Origin of the sequence: Parafrankia sp. EUN1f, assembly GCF_000177675.1 — a bacterium.
Lineage (GTDB): Bacteria > Actinomycetota > Actinomycetes > Frankiales > Frankiaceae > Parafrankia.
Genome location: NZ_ADGX01000067.1, coordinates 26,032 through 46,306, shown reverse-complemented (window position 1 = coordinate 46,306; position 20,275 = coordinate 26,032). Strand labels below are relative to the sequence as shown.

15 protein-coding genes and 1 pseudogene are annotated in these 20,275 nt (G+C 71.7%); 12 read left to right on the top strand and 4 right to left on the bottom strand.

Translation table 11 applies throughout. The features are described 5' to 3' along the window. Nucleotides 1-194 (bottom strand): annotated as a pseudogene (locus tag FREUN1FDRAFT_RS46555) (hypothetical protein); the annotation flags it as partial. Between the two features lie 128 nt (nucleotides 195-322). On the opposite strand from FREUN1FDRAFT_RS46555, the gene FREUN1FDRAFT_RS20425 reads away from it, so the two are divergent. The 5 genes from FREUN1FDRAFT_RS20425 to FREUN1FDRAFT_RS20405 all read left to right on the top strand — a co-directional run bounded on the left by FREUN1FDRAFT_RS20425 (nucleotide 323) and on the right by FREUN1FDRAFT_RS20405 (nucleotide 7,242). Then, on the top strand, nucleotides 323-1,330 hold the full coding sequence (locus tag FREUN1FDRAFT_RS20425; RefSeq protein WP_035952595.1) for a carbohydrate ABC transporter permease: 1,008 nt from the start codon (nucleotides 323-325) through the stop codon (nucleotides 1,328-1,330). 59 nt (nucleotides 1,331-1,389) lie between these two features. Continuing rightward, nucleotides 1,390-2,265, top strand: coding sequence for a carbohydrate ABC transporter permease (locus FREUN1FDRAFT_RS20420; protein ID WP_006542060.1), 876 nt, complete (start codon nucleotides 1,390-1,392; stop codon nucleotides 2,263-2,265). 47 nt (nucleotides 2,266-2,312) lie between these two features. Beyond that, entirely contained in the window at nucleotides 2,313-3,722 is a 1,410-nt protein-coding gene (locus tag FREUN1FDRAFT_RS20415; RefSeq protein WP_006542059.1) for an extracellular solute-binding protein, read from the top strand. After that, a complete protein-coding gene (locus tag FREUN1FDRAFT_RS20410; RefSeq protein ID WP_006542058.1) occupies nucleotides 3,719-5,074 on the top strand; it encodes an ABC transporter ATP-binding protein in 1,356 nt (451 codons plus the stop codon). Before FREUN1FDRAFT_RS20415 ends, FREUN1FDRAFT_RS20410 begins: the two co-directional genes overlap by 4 nt. Nucleotides 5,075-5,892: 818 nt before the next feature. Beyond that, nucleotides 5,893-7,242: a hypothetical protein gene (locus FREUN1FDRAFT_RS20405; RefSeq protein ID WP_006542057.1), complete on the top strand. Its 1,350-nt coding sequence runs from the start codon at nucleotides 5,893-5,895 to the stop codon at nucleotides 7,240-7,242. A 213-nt stretch (nucleotides 7,243-7,455) separates the two neighbouring features. Here the strand turns inward: FREUN1FDRAFT_RS20405 and FREUN1FDRAFT_RS20400 are convergent, their stop codons facing one another. Continuing rightward, the gene (locus FREUN1FDRAFT_RS20400) at nucleotides 7,456-8,703 is read right to left on the bottom strand and encodes a folate-binding protein YgfZ (RefSeq protein ID WP_006542056.1); all 1,248 of its coding nucleotides are present in this window, start codon (nucleotides 8,701-8,703) and stop codon (nucleotides 7,456-7,458) included. 7 nt (nucleotides 8,704-8,710) lie between these two features. Then, the gene (locus tag FREUN1FDRAFT_RS20395) at nucleotides 8,711-9,145 is read right to left on the bottom strand and encodes a Fur family transcriptional regulator (RefSeq protein ID WP_006542055.1); all 435 of its coding nucleotides are present in this window, start codon (nucleotides 9,143-9,145) and stop codon (nucleotides 8,711-8,713) included. Between the two features lie 571 nt (nucleotides 9,146-9,716). Between FREUN1FDRAFT_RS20395 and FREUN1FDRAFT_RS20390 the strand changes: the two genes are divergently transcribed. Then, a complete protein-coding gene (locus FREUN1FDRAFT_RS20390; protein WP_006542054.1) occupies nucleotides 9,717-10,454 on the top strand; it encodes a phosphoglyceromutase in 738 nt (245 codons plus the stop codon). Between the two features lie 126 nt (nucleotides 10,455-10,580). Here FREUN1FDRAFT_RS20390 and phoU read toward each other — a convergent pair whose 3' ends face one another. Beyond that, a complete protein-coding gene (phoU, locus tag FREUN1FDRAFT_RS20385) occupies nucleotides 10,581-11,225 on the bottom strand; it encodes a phosphate signaling complex protein PhoU (protein ID WP_006542053.1) in 645 nt (214 codons plus the stop codon). 396 nt (nucleotides 11,226-11,621) lie between these two features. On the opposite strand from phoU, the gene FREUN1FDRAFT_RS20380 reads away from it, so the two are divergent. From FREUN1FDRAFT_RS20380 to FREUN1FDRAFT_RS20355, 6 genes are all read left to right on the top strand, one after another. Further along, a complete protein-coding gene (locus FREUN1FDRAFT_RS20380; protein WP_006542052.1) occupies nucleotides 11,622-12,839 on the top strand; it encodes a cell wall metabolism sensor histidine kinase WalK in 1,218 nt (405 codons plus the stop codon). A gap of 225 nt (nucleotides 12,840-13,064) precedes the next feature. Beyond that, nucleotides 13,065-13,745 (top strand): response regulator transcription factor, encoded by a 681-nt coding sequence (locus tag FREUN1FDRAFT_RS20375; RefSeq protein ID WP_006542051.1) that lies wholly within the window; start codon nucleotides 13,065-13,067, stop codon nucleotides 13,743-13,745. A 412-nt stretch (nucleotides 13,746-14,157) separates the two neighbouring features. Continuing rightward, nucleotides 14,158-15,432 carry a Ppx/GppA family phosphatase gene (locus FREUN1FDRAFT_RS20370; RefSeq protein ID WP_232295298.1) on the top strand — a complete coding sequence of 425 codons (1,275 nt, stop codon included), beginning with the start codon at nucleotides 14,158-14,160 and terminating at the stop codon, nucleotides 15,430-15,432. Nucleotides 15,433-15,711: 279 nt separating this feature from the next. Then, complete coding sequence (locus tag FREUN1FDRAFT_RS20365; RefSeq protein ID WP_006542049.1) at nucleotides 15,712-16,641, top strand: sugar phosphate isomerase/epimerase; 930 nt, start codon at nucleotides 15,712-15,714, stop codon at nucleotides 16,639-16,641. 129 nt (nucleotides 16,642-16,770) lie between these two features. Beyond that, nucleotides 16,771-17,520, top strand: coding sequence for a class I SAM-dependent methyltransferase (locus FREUN1FDRAFT_RS20360; protein ID WP_006542048.1), 750 nt, complete (start codon nucleotides 16,771-16,773; stop codon nucleotides 17,518-17,520). A gap of 477 nt (nucleotides 17,521-17,997) precedes the next feature. Then, on the top strand, nucleotides 17,998-20,226 hold the full coding sequence (locus FREUN1FDRAFT_RS20355; RefSeq protein ID WP_006542047.1) for an acyltransferase family protein: 2,229 nt from the start codon (nucleotides 17,998-18,000) through the stop codon (nucleotides 20,224-20,226). Nucleotides 20,227-20,275 lie beyond the last annotated feature (49 nt).

Here is a 20,275-nt window from a genome sequence, read left to right as displayed (position 1 = left end):
GGTGGCCTGGCGGCGTTCGGGCGCCCGACGGTGGCCCGACCGCGGGCCTGGTTGCGGGCCCGCCAGCGGGCTGGCGGTGGCTCGGCGGTGGCTGGCGGTGATCCGGTTGCGGGCTGGTTGCGGGCTGGTTGCGGGTCGGCGGTGGTTGCCGGCGGTGGCCTGGCGGTGTGGGCGTATGCCGCGAGCAGCGTCACGCCGGCACCGGCGCTGCCCGTGCTGCCCGCGCCTCACCAGGCTGTGGCGGGAATGACCCGGGCTGTTCATGATTTCCACACACCCCGGTGCGTGCGTGTCGCTCCGGCCGGGGCCAAGATGCATAACCGTGGCGGAGGGTACGGGAGCCGGACGGGATGGCTGGCGGGCGGCCGCACTGGTCGCGCCGGCATTTGTCGGGCTGTGCGTGTTCGTGATCGGGCCGGCACTTGTGTCCGCCTTCGTGGCAGGCACCGACAAGAAACTGACCGGTCTCGACTTCCACTGGGTCGGGACGGCGAATCTGCGGGAAGCGCTGGCAGATCCGGATCTGGGGCGCGCTGTCCGTAACACCCTCGTCTACTGCCTGCTGACGGTAATTCCGTCCGTGCTGCTCGGTCTGCTGCTGGCGCTGGCGGCGGAGCGGGTCACCCGGGGCCGCCCGCTGGTCCGCTTCGCGCTGTTTCTGCCGGCCAGTGCGAACATGGTCGCGATGGCCGTGGTCTTCAAATACATCTTCGACAGCAACCCGGACGGACTCGCGAACACCCTGGTCGGGGTCGTCGGTATCGACCCGGTGGACTGGCTGGGCGACAAGGCCACGGCATTGCCGGTGGTCGCGCTCGTCGGTGGCTGGCGCCTGACCAGCCTGGTGTTCGTGGTCTACCTCGCGGGGCTCACCGCGATTCCACGGTCCGTCCACGAGGCGGCGGATGTGGACGGGATCCGTGGGCTGGCCCGGCTGCGCCACATCACCCTGCCGCTGTTGGCTCCGACGACGGTGTTCCTGGCGGTATTCGTCACCGTGCTGACGCTGCAGACATTCGAGACGGTGGCGGTGCTGACCGAAGGCGGACCGCTGGACTCCAGCACCACGATCATCTACTACATCTATGAGGTCGGTTTCAAAGGCTCCTACCGGATCGGCTACGCGTCGATGATTGCTCTCCTGCTGCTGGTGGCAGTGGTGCTTCTCGGCGCCGCTGGCGCGTTGCTGGGCCGCCGGCTCAGAACGGCCCGGGAGGACGCCGCGGCGGGTACCGACGCCGGCGCGCCGGCACCGGCTGTCACCGTCCCCGCGACCTCCGGTGCGGGTTCGTCCGGCGCTGCCTCCGCGGCGGAAGGACGCCGATCGTGACGGGCCGGGATGCGGGTCCGGGCGCGAGGCCGAGGCCGAGGGTGAGAGCGAGGTCGAGTGTGGGTTCGGGCGCGGGCACCGGTGCGGTGGTGAGCCCGCCGCTGCGCCCTGCGCGGGCGGTGTCGACGACGGCCCGGTTCGCGTTTCTCGCGGTCGGCGTCACCGCCGCGCTGCTCCCGTTCGTGTGGATGCTGCGCACGGCCCTGGGCCCACCACAGAACGCCCTCACGTTCTCGTCCAACCCGCTGCCGTCGTCGGTCAGCTTCGACTCGTTCGAGAACGCCTGGACGGCGGCCGATCTGGGGCCGGCGCTCGTCACCGGTGTCCTGGTCAGCCTGGCGATTCTGGCGCTGCAGCTGGTCACTGCGATCCCGGCGGCGTACGCGTTCGCCTGGGTGCCGTTCCGTGGCCGTTCGGTGCTCTTCGGTGTCGTGCTTGCCACCCTGCTCGTCCCGCCGCAGGTCACGGCGGTCCCCAACTATGTGACGATTTCGGCGCTCGGGTTCGCCGACACCCGGGTCGGCCTGGTCCTTCCGTTCATGAGTCATGCCGCCGCGATCTTCCTGCTGCGTCAGTACATGACGACGATTCCCGCGTCGGTGCTGGAAGCGGCACGGATGGACGGGCTCGGCACCTGGCGCACCCTGCGGCTGGTCATCGTCCCGCTCTGCGCACCGGCGATTGCCACGGTCAGCGTGTTCAGCTTCCTGCTCTCGTTCAACGAGTACCTCTGGCCGCTGCTGGTCGCGCGGTCGCCCGACATCGCCACCCCGCCGCTCGCGCTGGCCGGGCTCGCCACGAAGAACTCGGCGTTTCCCGACTTCGCCCAGCTCGCCGCGGGATCATTGATCATCAGCCTGCCGACGCTGCTCGTGTTCGTCGTCGCCCAGCGGCGGCTGTCGGCGGGGATCTCGGGCACGGGGCAGGCGGCATGATCACTGGTATTCGAGCTCTCCGCGGCCGAGCTCTCCGCGGCCGGACAATGCGGGACCGGACACTGCGCGGCCGGACACTGCGCGGCCGGACACTGCGCGACCGGACTCGCTGCGGCCGACGCGCGGTGCCGATCGCGGCGGCCGCCCTGCTCACCCTCGCCGCCTGCGGCGGAGGCGGCTCAGCATCGCCTGATCCGGCCCGGAGCCTCGGCCCGACGGCGCGTTCCGCGACGACCGGGGTCGACGACGCGACGGGCTCGAAGGCGTCGCCGCAGTGCGCCGCCGCGGTCAGAACCCTGCGGCTGTACACGATCGAGAACCTCGAGAACGTCGCCAAATCCGGCAAGGCCGCCATGGAGAAGGCACATCCGGGGCTCACGGTGGAACTCGTCACGTCGGCCACCAGCTACGCCGGGCTGGCCCAGCAACTGAGCGCGGACTCCGCCGCCGGCCAGCGGGCCGACGTCGCGGTCGCCGGCCTCGACCTGCTGCCGGAGTTCGCCGGGCGGCTCGGTGCGCAGGAGCTGTCGCCGCGGCTGCTGCGAGCCTCCTACGACCAGCGGCTGGTCGGGCTCGGCCAGATCGGCGGTCGCCAGATCGGGATACCCCAGCAGGTCTCGACCCTGGCGCTGGTCTACAACCTCGACGTCCTGGAGAAGGCCGGGGTTGATCCCGGCTCGCTCACGACCACCGCCGGCGTGCTCGCCGCGGCCGAGAAGATCGCGACGTCCGGGCAGGACGTCCAGCCCATCGACATCCCGACCGGCCAGCAGTTCGGGCAATGGGTGCTGAACACCCTCGCCAGCTCCAAGGGCGCGCCGATCCAGGGCGACGACGGCCGGCCCCGGCTGGACACGCCGCAGGCCCGCGAGGCGGCGCAGTTCCTCGCGAAGGCCGCCACCTACGGACCACAGTCGACCGATCCGACGAACCAGGGCCTGCTCCGTTTCGGGTACCGCAAGGAGACCGCGATGACCGTGATGACGGTCGAGTCCCTCGCCGGCGGGCTGAAGTTCATCCAGGACCAGGGCGCGCGTGGCTTCCGGGCCGGTGCGGTGCCGTTCCCCACGCTGCCCGCGGGCAAGCAGGCGCCGGTCGCCCGCGGCAACGCGCTGACCGTGTTGGCCACCGACCGGTGCCAGCGGGAGATGGCGACCGAGCTGGTCGTCTCCCTGCTCGCCCCGGACGTCGTCGCGGCGAGCACCGAGTCGTTGAGCTACCTGCCCGTCGACTCCGACGCGCTGACCCGGCTGGCGCCGTTCTACCGCCAGTACCCCCAGCTCGCCGCGTTCAACGAGCTGGCGCCGTCGCTGGTCGCGCCACCGTCCTGGGCCGGCGCCCGCGGCCCGGAGCTGCCGCAGGCCATCAACAACCAGGTCGTGCGCATCATGGGCGGTGCGGACATCGACCAGACCCTGGCAGCGGCCCAGGCAGAGGCGGAGAGCTTCAACCAGTGACGACACACGCGGTCATCGCCACCCCGGGCGCGCAGGTCGACGCGGTCGGCATCGGCCGGGACTTCGGTTCCGTGCGCGCGCTCGCAGGCGTTGACCTGACGATCGCCGCGGGCGAGATCGTCGCCCTGCTCGGCCCGTCCGGTTCGGGCAAGTCGACCCTGCTGCGCATCCTCGCCGGCCTCGAGCAGCCGACCACCGGCGAGCTGCGCTTCGACGGACGCAGTCAGCTCGGCGTGCCGCCGCACCAGCGGGACGTCTCGATGGTGTTCCAGCACTACGCGCTCTATCCGCACCTGTCCGCGCTGGACAATCTCGTGCTGGCGCTGCGCTACGGCCGCGGGATGTCACGCGCGGCGGCGCGGGCACGTGCCGACGAGACGCTGCGCATGCTCGGCATCGCGGAGCTGGCCCGCCGCCGGCCGGCCCAGATGTCCGGCGGCCAGCGCCAGCGGGTGGCCATCGGCCGGGCGCTGGCGACCCGGGCCCGGGTCGTCCTGCTGGACGAGCCGATGTCCGGGCTCGACGCGAAGCTGCGGGTCGAGCTCCGGGTGGAGATCGTCGACCTGCTGCGCCAGCTCGGCACCACGGCCGTCTTCGTCACCCACGACCAGGCCGAGGCGATGGCCGTCGGGGACCGGGTGGCGGTCATGAACCAGGGCGCCATCGAACAGATCGCGACGCCCGACGAGATCTACGACCTGCCGGCCACCCGTTTCGTGGCGACCTTCGTCGGCAGTCCGCCGATGAACGTGCTCGAGGGCACGTGGGCCGAGGGCCGTCTGAACGGCCCGGGCTTCTCCGTGGCGGCGCCGCCGTCCGCGGTCGCCGTCGGCGTTCGGCCGGAGCACCTGCGGCTGGTCCGATCCGGGGGTTCCTCGGGGACGTCTCGGGATGTCCCAGGCTCGTCCACCGGCCCGGGTGCCCCGGCGGTGTCGACCGGTGAGGTGACAGGTCAGCCGGCCGGCGGTGCTGGAGGCCGGGCGGCGGGCGAAGCGGCCGGCCAGGCTGCCGGTGGAGCCGGTGGAGCCGGTGGAGCCGGTGGTGCTGCCGGTGCGGCTGGCGCGGCCGGCGCGGCCGGTCGGGCGGCGGACAGAGCGGCCCACGGCGCCGGTCCGGACGCGCCGGACAGCGGGTTGAGCCTGCACGGGCAGGTTGTCGTGGCGGAGCGGCTCGGAGCGGAACGGACCATGTTCGTGCGGTCCGCGGCGGGCATGCTCGGCCTGCGGGTGGATGTCAGCGTCCCGGTGGTGCCGGACGAGGTCGTGACGGTGACCGCGCCCGCCTCGGCGTTGCTGTGCTTCGGGGCGGACGGCCGCTCCCTTCCCGTTCCCGCCGCTCGGCAGCCGTCCTGACTCGTAGCCAGCTCGAAGAGTTGCGACCTTCGTCGTCCCGGAGCGCGTAGCAGGCAGAACCGAGCCGATCAAGATCGGTGAGTGGGCGGGTGCGGCTGAGATCGCCGCTGGCGGGCTAACCCGGGCCGCACGGCTGCCTCCAGACAAAACCCGAGCATTTCGGTCGTTCCAGCGACGAAATCCTCAGATCTTGCGGGGTCGCAACGCCGCGTTGCCCGGCCGGCAGGCCGCCCCGAGGTGAGATCCCGAGGACCCTGGTCGCCCGGGGCCTGTCCTGTCGAAGACTCTCGGCGACCCGGAGGTCCTCCGGCCCGGAATTTGTGTTCCGGAGTTACTGTGGAGATCGTCCGTTGTTCAAAGTGTCTGTCGGCGGGCTCGGGAATGGACCTTTGCCCCTGTTGGTCGGGCCTTCGATGATGAAGGCTTATTTCGGGCAAAGGCGGCGTTCTCGTATCGCAGGCGGCTTGCTGCGCGGCTGGCGGGAACAACTGCACCGGTTTGCTCGGAACGCCACTCCCGGTAGGGGAGCTTGGCGGTGCCGCGGGTGCGTCGCCCGAACTTTTCCGGCGCATCCGGCGGCGGGATCTTCGTCGGACTTGTCCAATGATGGGCCGCATCTCGCTTCTGCGGGACGATGCCGGGCATCGTCGCACGCGGTTGATGCGGGAAGCGTGCAATCACACCGCTGAAGTGGTCCGCGTGTGACCTCTCTGCGCACATCGCACTCTCCACACCCCTGGGTCACAAAGATGTCGCGACATAGCGTTGCGAGCTGGTCACGCAATCGACTGTGTCAGGGACTCAGAGGAGATGCGCCGATGCTGACGGATAACGCCCATGCCTGCACTCATCCACTTGCCTTCGTTCGCGCGCAGCGTGGGTGGTCCTACCAACGGCTTGCCCGCGTCGTCGCGCGTCGCGCCCGAGATCTCGGCGTCGCGAACATGGCCGCGGAACGCCAGAAAGTCTGGCGGTGGGAGCACCGCGGGGTCGTCCCCGACCGGGTGTCCCAGCTGGCGCTCGCGGCCGAGCTCGGCGTGCCGGCCGACCGGCTGGAATCCCACCCGTGGCCGGCCTGGCTGCCCACCGGTGACGCCGTACGCACCGAGTACCCGTGGACGTCCTCGGGCAGCGTCACCGCTCTCATGGACGTCGTCGAGGACGCGCTGACCGACCGGCGTGGCTTCCTCACGATCACCGGTACCGGTGTCGCCTCCCTGTCCGCGGAGTGGCTCGGCCTGGAACCGGCCCGCATGCAGGCGGCGCTCGCGGGCGGCCGGGTGGACGAGCAGATCGTCAACCGCATCGAGCACAACATCCCGGGTCTGCGGGTGATGGACGAGCGGCTCGGCGGCGAGAGTGTTCGCCGCCTGGTCGACGCCGAGCTCGGTGTGGTCGCCGACCTGCTCGCCCGCGGCTCCTACACCGAGGCGATCGGCCGTCATCTGCATCTGGTCGCCGCCGAGCTCGCCCGGTTCGCGGGCTGGGTCTCGTTCGACGCGGGCTTCCAGACGGCGGCGCAGCGGTACTGGGTCACCGCGTTGCACGCCGCGCACGCCGCGGGAGACCGGCTGCTCGGGGCGAACGTCCTGAAGAACATGTCCCTGCAGTGCGTCGACTTCGCCCGGCCACGGGAGGCCGTGGACCTGGCGGAGGCCGCGGTCGCGAGCGCGCGGCGGGCGCCGGGGCGGGTCGCGGCGATGCTGCAGATGCGCCGGGCACGTGCCCACGCGGCGCTCGGCGAGTCCAGCGCCTGCGCCCAGGCGCTCGCCTGCGCGGAGGCGGCGTTCCTCGAGGCGCGTGCCGAGGACCCGGCCTGGTCCGCCTACTTCGACGAGGCCGAGTACCAGGCCCAGGTCGGAAGCTGCTACATCGACCTCGGCCACCTCGTGCACGCCGATCGCTGGCTGGAACGGTCGCTGGCGATCCACTCCCACCAGCGGACCCGTGACCGCGCCACCTATCTGCTGCGGCGTTCCGCGGTCCAGATCGACCTGGGCAACCTCGACCTCGGCTGCGAGCTCGCGAAGGACGCGGTGCCGATGCTGGAGGCGACGCGCTCGAAGCGGAACAGCCGGCGGGCCGACGAGGTCCGCCGCCGGCTGCGGCGGCACTCGGCCGACCCGCTGGCCCGGGAGCTGGACCAGCTGCTCGCCCGTACCGCCTGAGCGGCGACGGCGTGCCATCCTCTGCTGGCGCCCGAGCCAGTTCCGCGGCTCGGGCCGTTGGCCGGGGGTGGAGCGCCGTCGCCGCCAGCGCCAGCCGCCTGCGACCGGCGGCCCGCGCAGCCGCAGCCCCGGCCGGGGCCGTGCTCACGACCGTGGTTGCCGGCGCGTGCACGGCTGCGGGCGCCGTCAGACCGGGCCCCTGCCGGAGAGTGGTCAGCCGTCGCTGCCCGGCCCGTGCAGTCGCCCGGCCGGGCGACTCGGCTGCTCCGGCTCGGCGTCGGGGTCGATCGCCGCCGCGACCTGAGCCCCGTCCTGATCGGTCACGACGAGCGGGACGTCGAGCGCGACGGACCGCTTCACCACGGCCAGCGCGATCGGGCCCAGCTCGTGATGCATCTCGGACGAGCCGACGAACCCGACGGTCCGCCCGGCCGCGGTGACCGGGCAGCCCTGGGCGGCGACCGTGCCGTCCAGGTGCAGGAGCACCAGGCGGCGCGGCGGCCGGCCGAGGTTGTGGACCCGCGCGACGGTTTCCTGACCGCGGTAGCAGCCCTTGTCCAGGTGCACGGCGGACGCCAGCCAGCCGACCTCGTGCGGGATCGTGCGGTGGTCGGTCTCCCGGTTCAGCCGGGGCTGGCGGCTCGCGATCCGCTGGGCCTCGAACGCGCTCAGGCCGATGAGAGCCGCGCCGGCGGATGTCAGCCGGTCGGCGGTCGCGGCGAGATCGGAGCGGGCGACGAGCAGGTCCAGCCCGTGCGGCATCCGGCGAATCAGTGGAAGCCGGCCACCCGCCGGCGCGTCCGGCGCACTCTGCTCATCCGGCGCAGCCTGCGTGCCCGCCGGCGCCGCGTGGCTGACCGGGTAGGGGCCTGACGTCACCACTCCCGCACTCGTGCGCGGGACGGCACCGGTGGCACCGCCGGTGCCGGTACCGGCCAGCGGCGCTGGCAGGGCCGCCGGCCCGAACACCGCCGCCGCGACCTCGTCGGCGCGCGGACCGGTCAGGGAGAGCACCGCGACCTCGGCGGTGACGTCGACCGGTTCGACCCGCATCAGGAAGCGCATCGACTGCAGGAACGCCAGCAGCCGAGGGGCGGTCGTGGGTTCGACGTCGATCCAGGTGGCGATGCCGTCATCGGCCAGCACGAGGTGATGTTCGACGTGGCCGTGCGGCGACAGCACCAGCGCCTCGGTGCCATGCATCGGCGCGAGCTGGGACAGGTGCTGCGAGGTGACACTGTGCAGCCAGGTCAGCCGGTCCGCGCCGGTGATCCGCACCACTTCGCGGTTGGAGCGGTCGACCAGCGCGGCCCCGGTGGCGGCCAGCCGCTGCTCCCGCAGCGGATCACCGTAGTGCGCCGCGACGGCCGTGTCCGGCTCGGGGGCGGCGACGGCCCCGGGACGCCCGAGCAGCGGGGACGGGGCCGGGGCCGGACGGAGGTCCTGGGTGTCGGTACTCATGACCCGTTCAACGCCGGCCGAGGGCTGTGCACTCCGCGCACCGGCCCGCCAGGGTCAGATGGGCCATGTCGACGACGAAGCCCAGCTCCGATCGCAGCTCACTGACGACGGCGGCCAGCCGGTCGGGCGAGATCTCCCGAACCGCCCCGCAGCTGCCGCACACCAGGTGCACATGTGGATCGACCCCGGTGACGTGGTAGGTCGGCGCGCCGTGCCCGAGGTGCGCGTGTGAGACGAGCTCGAGCTCCTCCAGCAGGTCGAGCGTGCGGTAGACGGTCGAGATGTTGATCGCGCTCGCCGTCTGCCGGACCTCGTGGACGATCGCCTCCGGCGTGGCATGCCCCAGCTTCGCCACGGCCTCCAACACGAGCTGGCGCTGCGGGGTGAGCCGGTGACCGCTCGCGCGCAACCGGGTGTGCCAGTCGTCGACGTGGGCTGTCATATCTCGAGTCTAAGTCCGATCACAGCAGCGGTCGGGGCGCAGCGGTCGGGCCCCCGGGGCGCGAGCGCGATCACGGAGCACCACCACGGAGCACCACCACGGAGCACCACCACGGAGCGCGACGGCGGCGATCATTTCGAAAAAACAGTTTGCGGCGGCCCCCGCTGCGCGCGTAGCGTTCCCGGTACACGAGAAGGGAGGTGGTCCAAGCTTTGTATGCACATAGGACTCGTGAGGTGACTGTCCGCTAGCCGGTCTCGTGGTCCTCACCCTCTTGCCGGGTGGCCCTCGGGCACCGGCACCGGCGAGTACCAGGCAGACACCGGACCCCCGGGTGCCGTCGATCAGTCCCGACGGCCCATCCCTCCCATCCTGGGCGGGGTGGAGCACCCGGGGGTCACTGCTTTTCCGGGCCGGGTGGACGCCCAGGCCGGGCGCACTCCGGACCGCCGCCCGTAGCGCCCGCACCCTCCGCCCGTGGCGCCAGCCCGTACATCTCGTGGCGGCCGGCGCACTCGCCGTGAGTGGGGGTCACTGGCCGAGGAGTGTGCCGAGCGGGCAGGATTCACTTATGCCGACGCTCGTCCTGCTCCGCCACGGCGAGAGCACCTGGAACCGCGAGAACCTGTTCACCGGCTGGGTGGACGTCGATCTGTCCGACAAGGGCCTGCAGGAGGCGACACGGGGCGGTGAGCTGCTCCGCGAGGCCGGTGTCCTGCCGGATGTCGTCCACACCTCCCTGCTCATCCGCGCGATCCGCACCGCGTGGCTCGCCCTGGACGCGGCCGGCCGGAACTGGGTCCCGGTCCGGCGCAGCTGGCGCCTGAACGAACGGCACTACGGCGGCCTGCAGGGGCTGAACAAGGCCGAGACCCTGGAGAAGTACGGCGAGGAGCAGTTCATGCTCTGGCGCCGTTCCTACGACACGCCCCCGCCGGTCATCGAGCCCGGGCAGGTCAGCGGTGTCGACGAGCGTTACGCCGACCTGGCACCGGATGTCGTGCCGCTCACCGAATGCCTGCAGGACGTGGTCGTCCGGATGCTGCCCTACTGGTACGACACGATCGTCCCCGACCTGCGCGCCGGGCGCACGGTGCTGGTCGCCGCGCACGGCAACTCGCTGCGGGCGCTGGTGAAGCACCTGGACGGGATCTCCGACGCCGACATCGCGGGTCTGAACATCCCCACCGGCATCCCGCTGCGCTATGAGCTGGACGAGGAGCTGAAGGTGGTGGACTCGGGCTACCTCGACCCGGCGGCGGCCGAGGCGGCCGCCGCCGCGGTCGCGGCGCAGGGCAGGAAGAAGTAGCGCCCCACCGGACGCGCGAGAGCTGGCCTGTCCTACGGGGCCGGTCAGCTCAGCCGTGCCGGCTGGACCGGCCGCGTTGGCCGGGCCGGGCCGGGGTCGACCCGGGGCCGGCCCGGCCGAAGCCGGTCAGGCCGTCATTTCTCCCGTGACGAGGTAGATCACTCGCCGGGCGACCGACACGGCGTGGTCCGCGTACCGCTCGTAGTAGCGCCCGCACAGGGTGATGTCGATGGCGGCTTCCATGCCGTGCGGCCAGGGCTTCTCGATGAGCACGTGGAACAGGGCGCGATGCAGCCCGTCCATCGCGTCGTCGTCGGCCTCCAGCTCCTTCGCGAGCTCGGTGTCACGGCTGGCGATCACGGATCCGGCCTTGGCGACGATCCGCTGGGCGACCTGGCCCATCTGCAGAATCGTGGAGTGCAGCTCGGGCGGAACCGCACGCCCCGGGTAGCGCCGGCGGGCGACCTTGGCGACGTGCAGGGCGAGGTCGCCCATCCGCTCCAGGTCGGCGACGATGCGCAGCGTGGTGACCATCGTGCGCAGGTCGGTCGCGACCGGGGCCTGGCGCGCCATCACGTCGAAGGCGCGTTCCTCGATCTCGTTGCGGAGCAGGTCGACGGTCTCGTCGGCGCTGATGACGTTCTCGGCGAGCTGAAGGTCAGCGTCCAGAAGAGACGTGGTGGCCCGGGCCATCGCGGACGCGACCAGGTTGGTCATCTCGATCAGTGACCGGTTGATGCTGTCCAGTTCTTCCTGGAAGACGTCCCGCACAGACGGCTCCTTACAACTAGGCGAGGTCCGGAGCACCATTCGATCACAGTTGGTCGGTGGGCCTCGGGGGCTGACGTCCGACGATGATGCGCAGCCCTCGCCGCACGGTGAACATCGACGATAGGCCGGATGAACAGCTGGCGACCATCGGCAGTGAATCAACTCATGACAAAGCACAAACGACCTGGCGAGGCCTAGCATTCGGCACGTGGTGGACAGGTCGGGCGTCGCGATGACTGCTGGTCACCTCTTGTTTCGCGGCAGTTGTGCTCCGTGTGCCCGGGTGGGCATCCCTGATGGTGGGACTCGACCTCGTGAAACGGTCATGTTGTGGGGTGGCGGAACGATGAAGCGGACCGGCACGGCGCGGCTGGGCGGCATGGCGGGGTCGGCAAGGTGACCGCGACCCGACCCGACCCGGACGACCGTCACGCTGGCGGTGCCGCGGCGCGCGCGGGGGCGACCGGCCCGCACTCGTTGCCGGCCGCGCTGGTCCGGCAGGTGATCGCCGGGCTGCCCTCCGGGCTGGTTGTGGTGAACAACACCAATGTCGTCGTGCTGGTCAACTCGGCCGCCCGGCGGATGGGCGTCGTCGCCGGGGACCAGCTCGGCGTCCCGGACGTGGCCGATCTGGTGACGGCCTGCCGGCTCGCCGGCGCGGAACGCAACCGCCAGCTGGATCTTCCGCCGGTGCCCGAGCCGCCGCTGACCCGGGCCCGGCCCGACCAGACCGCACTCGCGGTCTGGGCCTATGCCAGGCCGCTCGGTGACAGCGGGTACGTGTCGGTTCTGCTGGACGACATCACCGACTCGCGGCGGGTGGAGGCCGTGCGGCGTGACTTCGTCGCCAACGTCAGCCATGAGCTCAAGACGCCCGTCGGGGCACTGCATCTGCTCGCCGAGGCGGTCAGCGAGGCCAGCGAGGACCCGGTCGCCGTGCGTCGCTTCGCCTCGCGGATGACGCACGAGTCCGCCCGCCTGGCCCGCCTGGTCCAGGAGATCATCGATCTGTCCCGGCTGCAGGGCGCCGAACCGATGCCGGAGCTGGCGCCGGTGCCGGTGTCGGTGGTGCTCGCGGAGGCGGTCGACCGGAACCGGTACAACGCGCAGGCCCACGAGATCTCGGTCGCGGTCATCGGTGCCGGCGGGCTTCGGGTGCGCGGCGACGAGGGCCAGCTGGTGACCGCGGTGGCGAACCTGCTCGACAACGCCATCAGCTACTCGCCGCGCGGAACACGGGTGGTGCTGGGTGTCCGGCAGGTCGGGGAAATAGTCGAGATCTCCGTCGCGGACGAGGGAATCGGTATCGCGGAAAAGGATCTGGAGCGGGTTTTCGAGCGTTTCTACCGCGCGGATCCGGCCCGTTCCAGGGCTACCGGCGGAACCGGTCTGGGACTTGCGATCGTGAAGCACATAGCGACCAATCACGGTGGGTCGGTGGGTGTTTGGAGCGCGGAGGGGCGTGGTTCGACGTTCACGCTCCGGCTGCCGGCGGGGCCGGACGATCCGGCCGTGGCGGACGGCCGGGCGGCCGACGACCGAGCGGCGGAAGACCGTACAGGCGGCGCCGTGAGTGGTGCCGTGGGTGCCGGCTCGGCACCTGGGTCACGGTGAACGGTGAAGTGGGGCCGCCGTGGTCCGATCGGACCGGTTCGGCGTACACGGAGCCCACAATGCTGGACACTGAACCTTTTCGGAGCGTGACCTTCGGCCGGATTCACCCGGCAGCTTTTCCGGTGCCCCCTGTTCCCGGCGCCGGAATCTGAGCCGACGCGATCGCGCGGCGTGACATTTGTTCCCGGAGAAACCCGGGGACGCGGGAAGACAGGGAGCGTGACGGTGACCAGGCTGCTCGTGGTCGAGGACGAGGAGTCCTTCTCCGATGCGTTGTCGTTCATGTTGGAGCGGGAGGGATTCGAGGTCGCGGTCGTCGGTGACGGACCGAGTGCCCTGGCCGAGTTCGACCGGCGCGGCGCCGATCTCATCCTGCTCGATCTGATGCTTCCGGGGCTGTCCGGCACGGAGGTCTGCCGGACGCTGCGCGCCCGTTCGACCGTTCCAGTGATCATGCTGACCGCTCGGGACAGTGAGATCGACAAGGTCGTCGGGCTCGAGCTCGGTGCGGACGACTACGTGACCAAGCCGTTCTCCGCGCGCGAGCTGGTCGCCCGGATCCGCGCGGTGCTGCGGCGTCGGGTCGAGACCGAGGAGGTGTCCGACACCACCCTGGAGGTCGGCCGGGTGCGCATGGACGTCGAACGGCACGTCGTCACCGTCGACGGCAACCAGGTGTCGCTGCCGCTCAAGGAGTTCGAGCTGCTGGAGATGTTCCTGCGCAACGCGGGCCGGGTGCTCACCCGCGGCCAGCTGATCGACCGGGTGTGGGGGTCGGACTATGTCGGCGACACCAAGACCCTGGACGTCCATGTGAAGCGGTTGCGGACCAAGATCGAAGCGGAGCCCGGGGCCCCGCGCCACCTGGTGACCGTGCGCGGACTGGGCTACAAGTTCGAGCCCTGAGCCGCCGTTCCCCCCGGCGTCTGACGGCCGGCGTCGACGCCTGGTCAATGTGCCTGGTCAATGTGCCTGGTCAACGTGCCTGGTCAACGTGCCGCTACCTTGACATGTGCGCGGGTCGGCCAGATTCCACGCCGGTCGGATCTCGGGGCTGGCCGGCTGCGCGGCGTACTGGTCACGGGACGTCAGCAGCACCATATGCAGGGGGTGACCATTTGGTGGCTTTTGGTCACGGAGTGGGGTGTCACGGAATGGTATTTCGCGCAGTGATCCGCGACAGTGCGGTTGTTCGCGGCCGCGCAGTCGCTCGCGGCGGCGCAGTGGTTTGCGGCGGCGAAGTCGTGCACGAAGCTGACAACGGAGTGGGTTGCCGCCGGGCCGCCGGCTTCGGCCCGGACCGGGTCGGTGATCGACTGTGCGGCTGAGGCCAGCGTTGTCCCGCCGCGGGCCGGGTGGCGGCGAGGTCGACGCCCCCGAGCCCGCCGAGGTCGGCTGGGGCTCGGCGCCGGCGCCCATGCAGGACCCGGCACCGGTGTCGGTGCAGGACCCGGCGCCGGCGGTGATGCAGGACCGCGCACTCGTGCCGGTTGTCGGTGCCGTGCCGGGCTCGTCCCGTGCCGCCGCCGGGCCGGGCTCGCCCGCGGGTACCGCCGGGAACGATCCGGAGGGCAGCGGCCGGCCGGCGCAGGTCCACGCCTCCCAGCGTGACGAGCCGATGCGGCTCGGTGTCATCGACATCGGGTCGAACACCGTGCACCTGCTGGTGGTCGACGCGCACCGGGGCGGCCAGCCGCAGCCGGCCGCGAGCGTGCGCATCCCGTTGCGGCTCGTCGAGCTCCTGGACGGTGAAGGCCGGCTGGCGGACAACGGTGAACGCGCGCTGACCGCCTGCATCCACGAGCTGCGGACGCACGCGCAGAACCTGAACGTGGTCGACCTGGTGGCCTTCGCCACGTCGGCGGTCCGGGAGGCACCGGACGGCGACGACGTGCTCGCGCGGGTGCGTGCCGACACCGGGCTCGCAGTGACGGTGCTGCCCGGCGAGGCGGAGGCCCGGCTCACGTTCCTCGCGGTGCGCAGATGGTTCGGCTGGAGCGCGGGCCGCCTGCTCGCGCTGGACATCGGCGGCGGCTCGCTGGAGATCGGCGCGGGCATGCACGAGGATCCGGATGTCGTCGCCTCGCTGCCGCTCGGTGCGAGCAGGCTGACCAGGAACTGGCTCGGCGAGAACGACCCACCCAAGCGCTCGGAGCTCAACGCCCTGCGGCGCTACGTCCGGGCGCAGATCGCCCCGGTGGTCGGGTCCCTCTACCACGTGGGCGAGCCGACCCGGGCGGTCGCGACGTCCAAGACGTTCCGCTCGCTGGCCAGGATCGCCGGCGCGGCGCCTTACGGGCGCGGCACCTTTGTGCGGCGGTCCCTGCGCCGGGCGGATCTCGCCGAGGTCACGGCCCGGGTGTGCCGTATGTCGGCGCAGGAGCGCGCGGCGCTGCCCGGGGTGTCCGCGTCCCGGGCCGGCCAGCTGGTCGCGGGCGCGGTCGTCGCGTCCGAGGCTCTCGACCTGTTCAACCTCGACGAGGTGGAGATCTGCCCCTGGGCGCTGCGGGAGGGTGTGATCCTGCGCCGGCTCGACCAGCTGACCTCCGGTCTGGACGGCCCACGGGCCCTGCCGCCGGTCGGCGGGGTATGACCTTCGTCAAGGTGTGGGACCGGCCCAGCCGGTGCCGCAGAGGCCGACGGCCCGCGAACAGATCTTCGTGGCCCGGCCGGGGAGGCGGTCCGAGGAGTATGGCCTAGCCTGGAAGGCGGGCCCGGTTCCTTACCGGTCCGGGGCAGGTCCGTGAGCGGCCGTCCTGGCTGGCTGCGCTGGTCGGCTGGCCGAGATGATCGGCTGGCCGAGCTGGTCACCGTGCCCCGAAGCTGCGACAGGGGAGTCCACGTGCAGCCAAGCGGTGCCAGGAGGCGGTCGGTGCCCGTGGCGTCGGTGGAGGCCGCACCGACCACGCCGACCACGCCACTGCCGGGTCTGGTGGTGACCCCGCGTCAGGAGGCCGCCGCAGCTGTGGCCCCCCAGGTGCCTGCGGCCAGGCCGCTGGCCGGTGGCCTGGTGGCGCTGTCGACGGCGTCGACCTACCCGGAGTCGACGGCGACCGCGTTCGAGATGGCCGCCCGCCTGGGCTATGACGGCGTCGAGATCATGGTCTGGACGGATCCCGTCAGCCAGGACCCGCAGGCACTGCGTCAGCTGCGTGACTACCACGGCATCCCGATCCTGGCCATTCACGCACCGTGCCTCCTGCTGACGCAACGTGTCTGGGGGAGTGACCCCTGGGCGAAGCTCCAGCGGGCGCGCTCGGTGGCCGAGTCCCTCGAGACGCCGACGGTCGTCGTCCACCCGCCGTTTCGCTGGCAGCGGGACTACGCCCGTGAGTTCGTCGCGGGGATCGATCGGATGGCCGGCGAGACCGACATCCGTTTCGCGGTGGAGAACATGTTCCCGCTGCGGGCCCGTGGCCGTGAGGTCTCCGCCTACGCGCCCGACTGGTCGCCGATCGACGACGGCTACCGGCATGTCACGCTCGACCTCTCCCACACCAGCGTCTCCCGGTCGGATGCCCTGGCCATGGCGGACGACCTGGGTGACCGGCTCGCGCACATCCACATGGCGGACGGGACCGGGCTGGCCAAGGACGAGCACCTGGTGCCCGGCCGTGGCACGCAGCCGTGTGCCGAGCTGCTGGAGCGGCTGGCGGTCAACGGCTTCGCGGGAACGGTCGTGGTCGAGATCAACACCAGGCGGGCGGAGTCGCGTGACCAGCGGGAGGCGGACCTCGCGGAGGCGCTCGCGTTCACCCGGCTCAACCTCGCCGCCCCCGCCGAGGTGACGCCGGCCGGTTGACGCCGGCCGGTCGACATCGGTCCGGTTACGCCGGCCCCGTGACGCCGGTCCGGGCCCGGGGCAACGATGTGGTCGTGGTCGTGCCTGCGTTGTTGGCGATGACCCGCCGCGGCGGTCCACTATCGGGGGGTGAGCCCCGGATCACTCTTCGACCCATTGGCGGATGCCTACGACCAGGCCCGGCCCGGCTACCCGGACCAGCTCTTCGTCGATCTGGAGATGCTGGCCGGCCGGCCCGTCGCCGGCGCCCGGGTGGTCGATGTGGGGGCCGGCACAGGTATCGCGACCCGGGCGCTGCTGGCCCGCGGGGCCCGGGTGCTGCCCGTCGAGCCCGGCCCGGTGATGCTCGACCGCCTTCGCCGGCACAACCCCGGCCTGCCCGTGGTGCGTGGCGACGGTGAGGCACTGCCGTTGCGGAACGCCACCGTCGATCTGGTCAGCTACGCCCAGGCCTGGCACTGGATGCGGGTCCCGGTGGCGGCGGCGGAGGCGGCCCGGGTGCTGCGCCCGGGCGGCTCGCTGGCCGTGTGGTGGAACGACGTCGACGCCGGCGAGTTCCACTGGTACCAGCGCCAGCAGGACCGGCTGGAGGCCATGAGCCCGGGCTACACCAGGGACTACCGCAACCGGCCCTTCGCGGAGGAGCTGCGCTGGACCGGGCTGTTCACCGAGGTCGTCACCGTGACCTGCCGGTGGTTCCGGGAGATCGACGTGGATCTCTACGAGACCTGGCTGCGTTCGAAGTCGTTCGTCGCCGCGATCGGGGACCGGCTGGACGACTTCCTCGCCGCCGAACGTCGCTCGCTGCTCCGGTCGTTTCCCGACGGTCGTGTCATCGAGCCGTTCCGCACGATGCTGGTCGTCGCGCGGGTGCCGTGACGCGGGTGCCGTGACGCGGGTGCTGTGAGTGGTCGGTCTTCCGACACCGCGACCGTTCCGGCACTGACGGCGTCCCCCGCCCGGCTGAGCGCGCATCGCTCACCGTGACGCCGATTGGGTATGTGCGCCACCCTGACGTGGCGTGAGAATGGCCCGATCTGTCCCACCCCCCGGTGCTCCTGGCCTGGTTATGGCCCATAGGTGGCGCGGGGTCCTGATCGAGTTCATCAGAAAGCCATAGGTGCCGCTGTCCGGTACGCAATGAAAGTCTGATAAAACCTGTCCGCTATCGTCTAGCAGGTTCGTGGGGTTCTGGTCGGTTCGCTGACGTAGTCATACGACAGTCGAGCTCGGCCGTGCCCTGTCCGCGGGGCCAGGCGCCGATGCCGGCCGTGGACAGACGACGGACCAGGGATCGCCAGGCGCCCATGCCGGGTTCGCCGTGGTGTCCCTGGCTGGACGAGGAGACGCGCGATCGTGAGAGCTGGTTCTCGGCCGAGGACCGACGGACCTCCGAAGCCCGAGCGTTCCGCGGTCACGCGACGTTCCGCAGCCGGAGAGTCGTCGCGACATGGGCCGACCGAGGCGGAGGCGCTGGCCGCGGCCAAGTTCGCCTACAACCCGGCGCTCGACGGCCTCCGCGTGGTCTGCATCTACATCATTCTCGCGGGGCACATGGGCGCGATCCGCGCCAGCAACGTCGCCGTGGACATGTTCTGCGTGCTGAGCGGCTTCCTGATCACGACCCTGCTGCTCGCCGAGCAGGCCCGAACGGGCACGATCGCCATCGGCAAGTTCCTGGTGCGCCGATCCTTCCGCCTCATGCCGGGGATGTGGTTCTACCTCCTGGTGGGCCTGGCCGTCACGGTTGCCTTCAAATGGGATGACATCCCGTACCGCGACGACTTCTTCAAAACCGCGATCAGCACCTTTTTCAACGTCAACAACTGGTACCGGCTGGTTAACCCGGAGGCCGGCGGCCGATGGCTGCCGCACGTCTGGTCGCTGTCGATGGAGGAGCAGTTCTACCTGGTCTGGCCGGGGGCGTTCCTGCTCTTCATGCGCTCCCGCAGACTGCGGCCGTACCTGCTGATGTTCCTGGTCGCCTCGGTCGGGCTCGTGCTGGGCTGGACGTATGTCTGCGCCGCGAGCGGGGCCGTCCGCACCCGCGTCTACTTCGGCCTGGACACGCACATCGCGCCGCTGCTCATCGGCTGCATGCTCGCGATCTGGCGGGACAACCGCCTGCGCGCCCTGGCCGGGTCGGCCGGTGACTCCGCCGGCGGCGAGGGGAAGGGGCGGGAGCGCCCGGCGCGCGGGGCCGCGTCCGCGGTGACCACGGCCGCCGTGCGGCGCTGGACGACCGGTCGCCGGCTGGCCGTCCTCGGCCTGCCGGCCGGGATCGCGATGCTGGTCCTGTGCTTCGCCGGCCCGAGCAAGGAGGAGTACTACCCCAACTGGATCGACTACGCCGCCTACGTGCCGACCGCGGTGCTCGGGGCGATCCTGATCCTCGGGTGTGACGTCAACCGGGACGCCCGTTGGGTCAAACTGATCGGCGCGCCGAAGATGGCCTGGCTCGGAAAGATCACCTACAGCATCTACCTGTGGCACTACCCGTTCATCTCCGCCTCCGCGGGCCAGGTCGTCCCGCGGATCGGACTGTGGCCCGGGGTGTTCGTCGCGGCGGTGGGCACGACGATCGCCGCCTATCTCTCGAACCGCTTCGTGGAGAAGCCCATCCAGGCGCGCCGGCCGAAGTGGTCCGACACCCCGCGCGGGCCGGCCCGGCCACAGGACGGCATGGCGGGCCCTTCGCCGGCCGACGCGGCCCGCGCGGACTCCGGGGCGGACCGTTCCGGACACACACCCGGCGCGCATGCCCGGGATCTGTCGGAACTGCCTGAGCTAGCTGAAATTCCCGAGTCGTTGGAATTGCCGGACCCGCGGGACCGGGAGTGGGACCGGGAGCCGGTCGCGGCGATGTACCGCTCGGACGGGGACGTCGACTGGGTGGACGAGGGGTACCCACAACGCGACCGGGACCCGCTGCCGGCCCAGGGCGGGTGGCGAGGTGCCACGGGCCTGCCGGTGGCCTCCGGGTTCGGTCGACCGCAACCGGGCGACGTCACCTACGACCGACCGGACGGGCCCGCGGTGTACGAGCACGGTCCGGCGGTCGGTGCCGTCCGCACCGCCGCGATGGAACCGACGCCCGTTCCGGACTGGGCCGCCTACCCGTCCACCGGACGGCACGGTCCGGACGACCGCGCCACGGCGGGGGACCCGCGGGCGGCGGCGTCCGTCGTCGGGGAGACGATGAACCTCCAGCTGCCGGCGCTCACCGATCCGCGAGCCGACCCGGTCCGCCGGCCCACACCGACGCCACGGCCCGGCCACGACCCGGGGCACCACGGGCGGGCGTTCGCGCATGGGCCGGTCAGCGGTCAGGGCCCCGGCCACGCCCACGGGCCGGTCAGCGGGCACGACTCGGGTGGGCGGCCCCCTGCGGGACGTCCCGGGCCCGGACCAGGCCGGGATCGCCACCCTGGACCGGCGCAGGGCCCGGACCACGAGTACCCGGCGGGCCGTCAACCGGCCGGCGCGCGGGACGGTCGGGACGCGCGTGCCGGGCGCTCCGAGCGGGAGTCGGCCCAGCCTGATCCGCTGTTCGGACCGATTCCCGGAGCCGGAGGCGACTGGTAGGCCGCGCCCGTCCGCCGAGGTCATAGCCTTCAGCAGCGGTGGCCGCCAC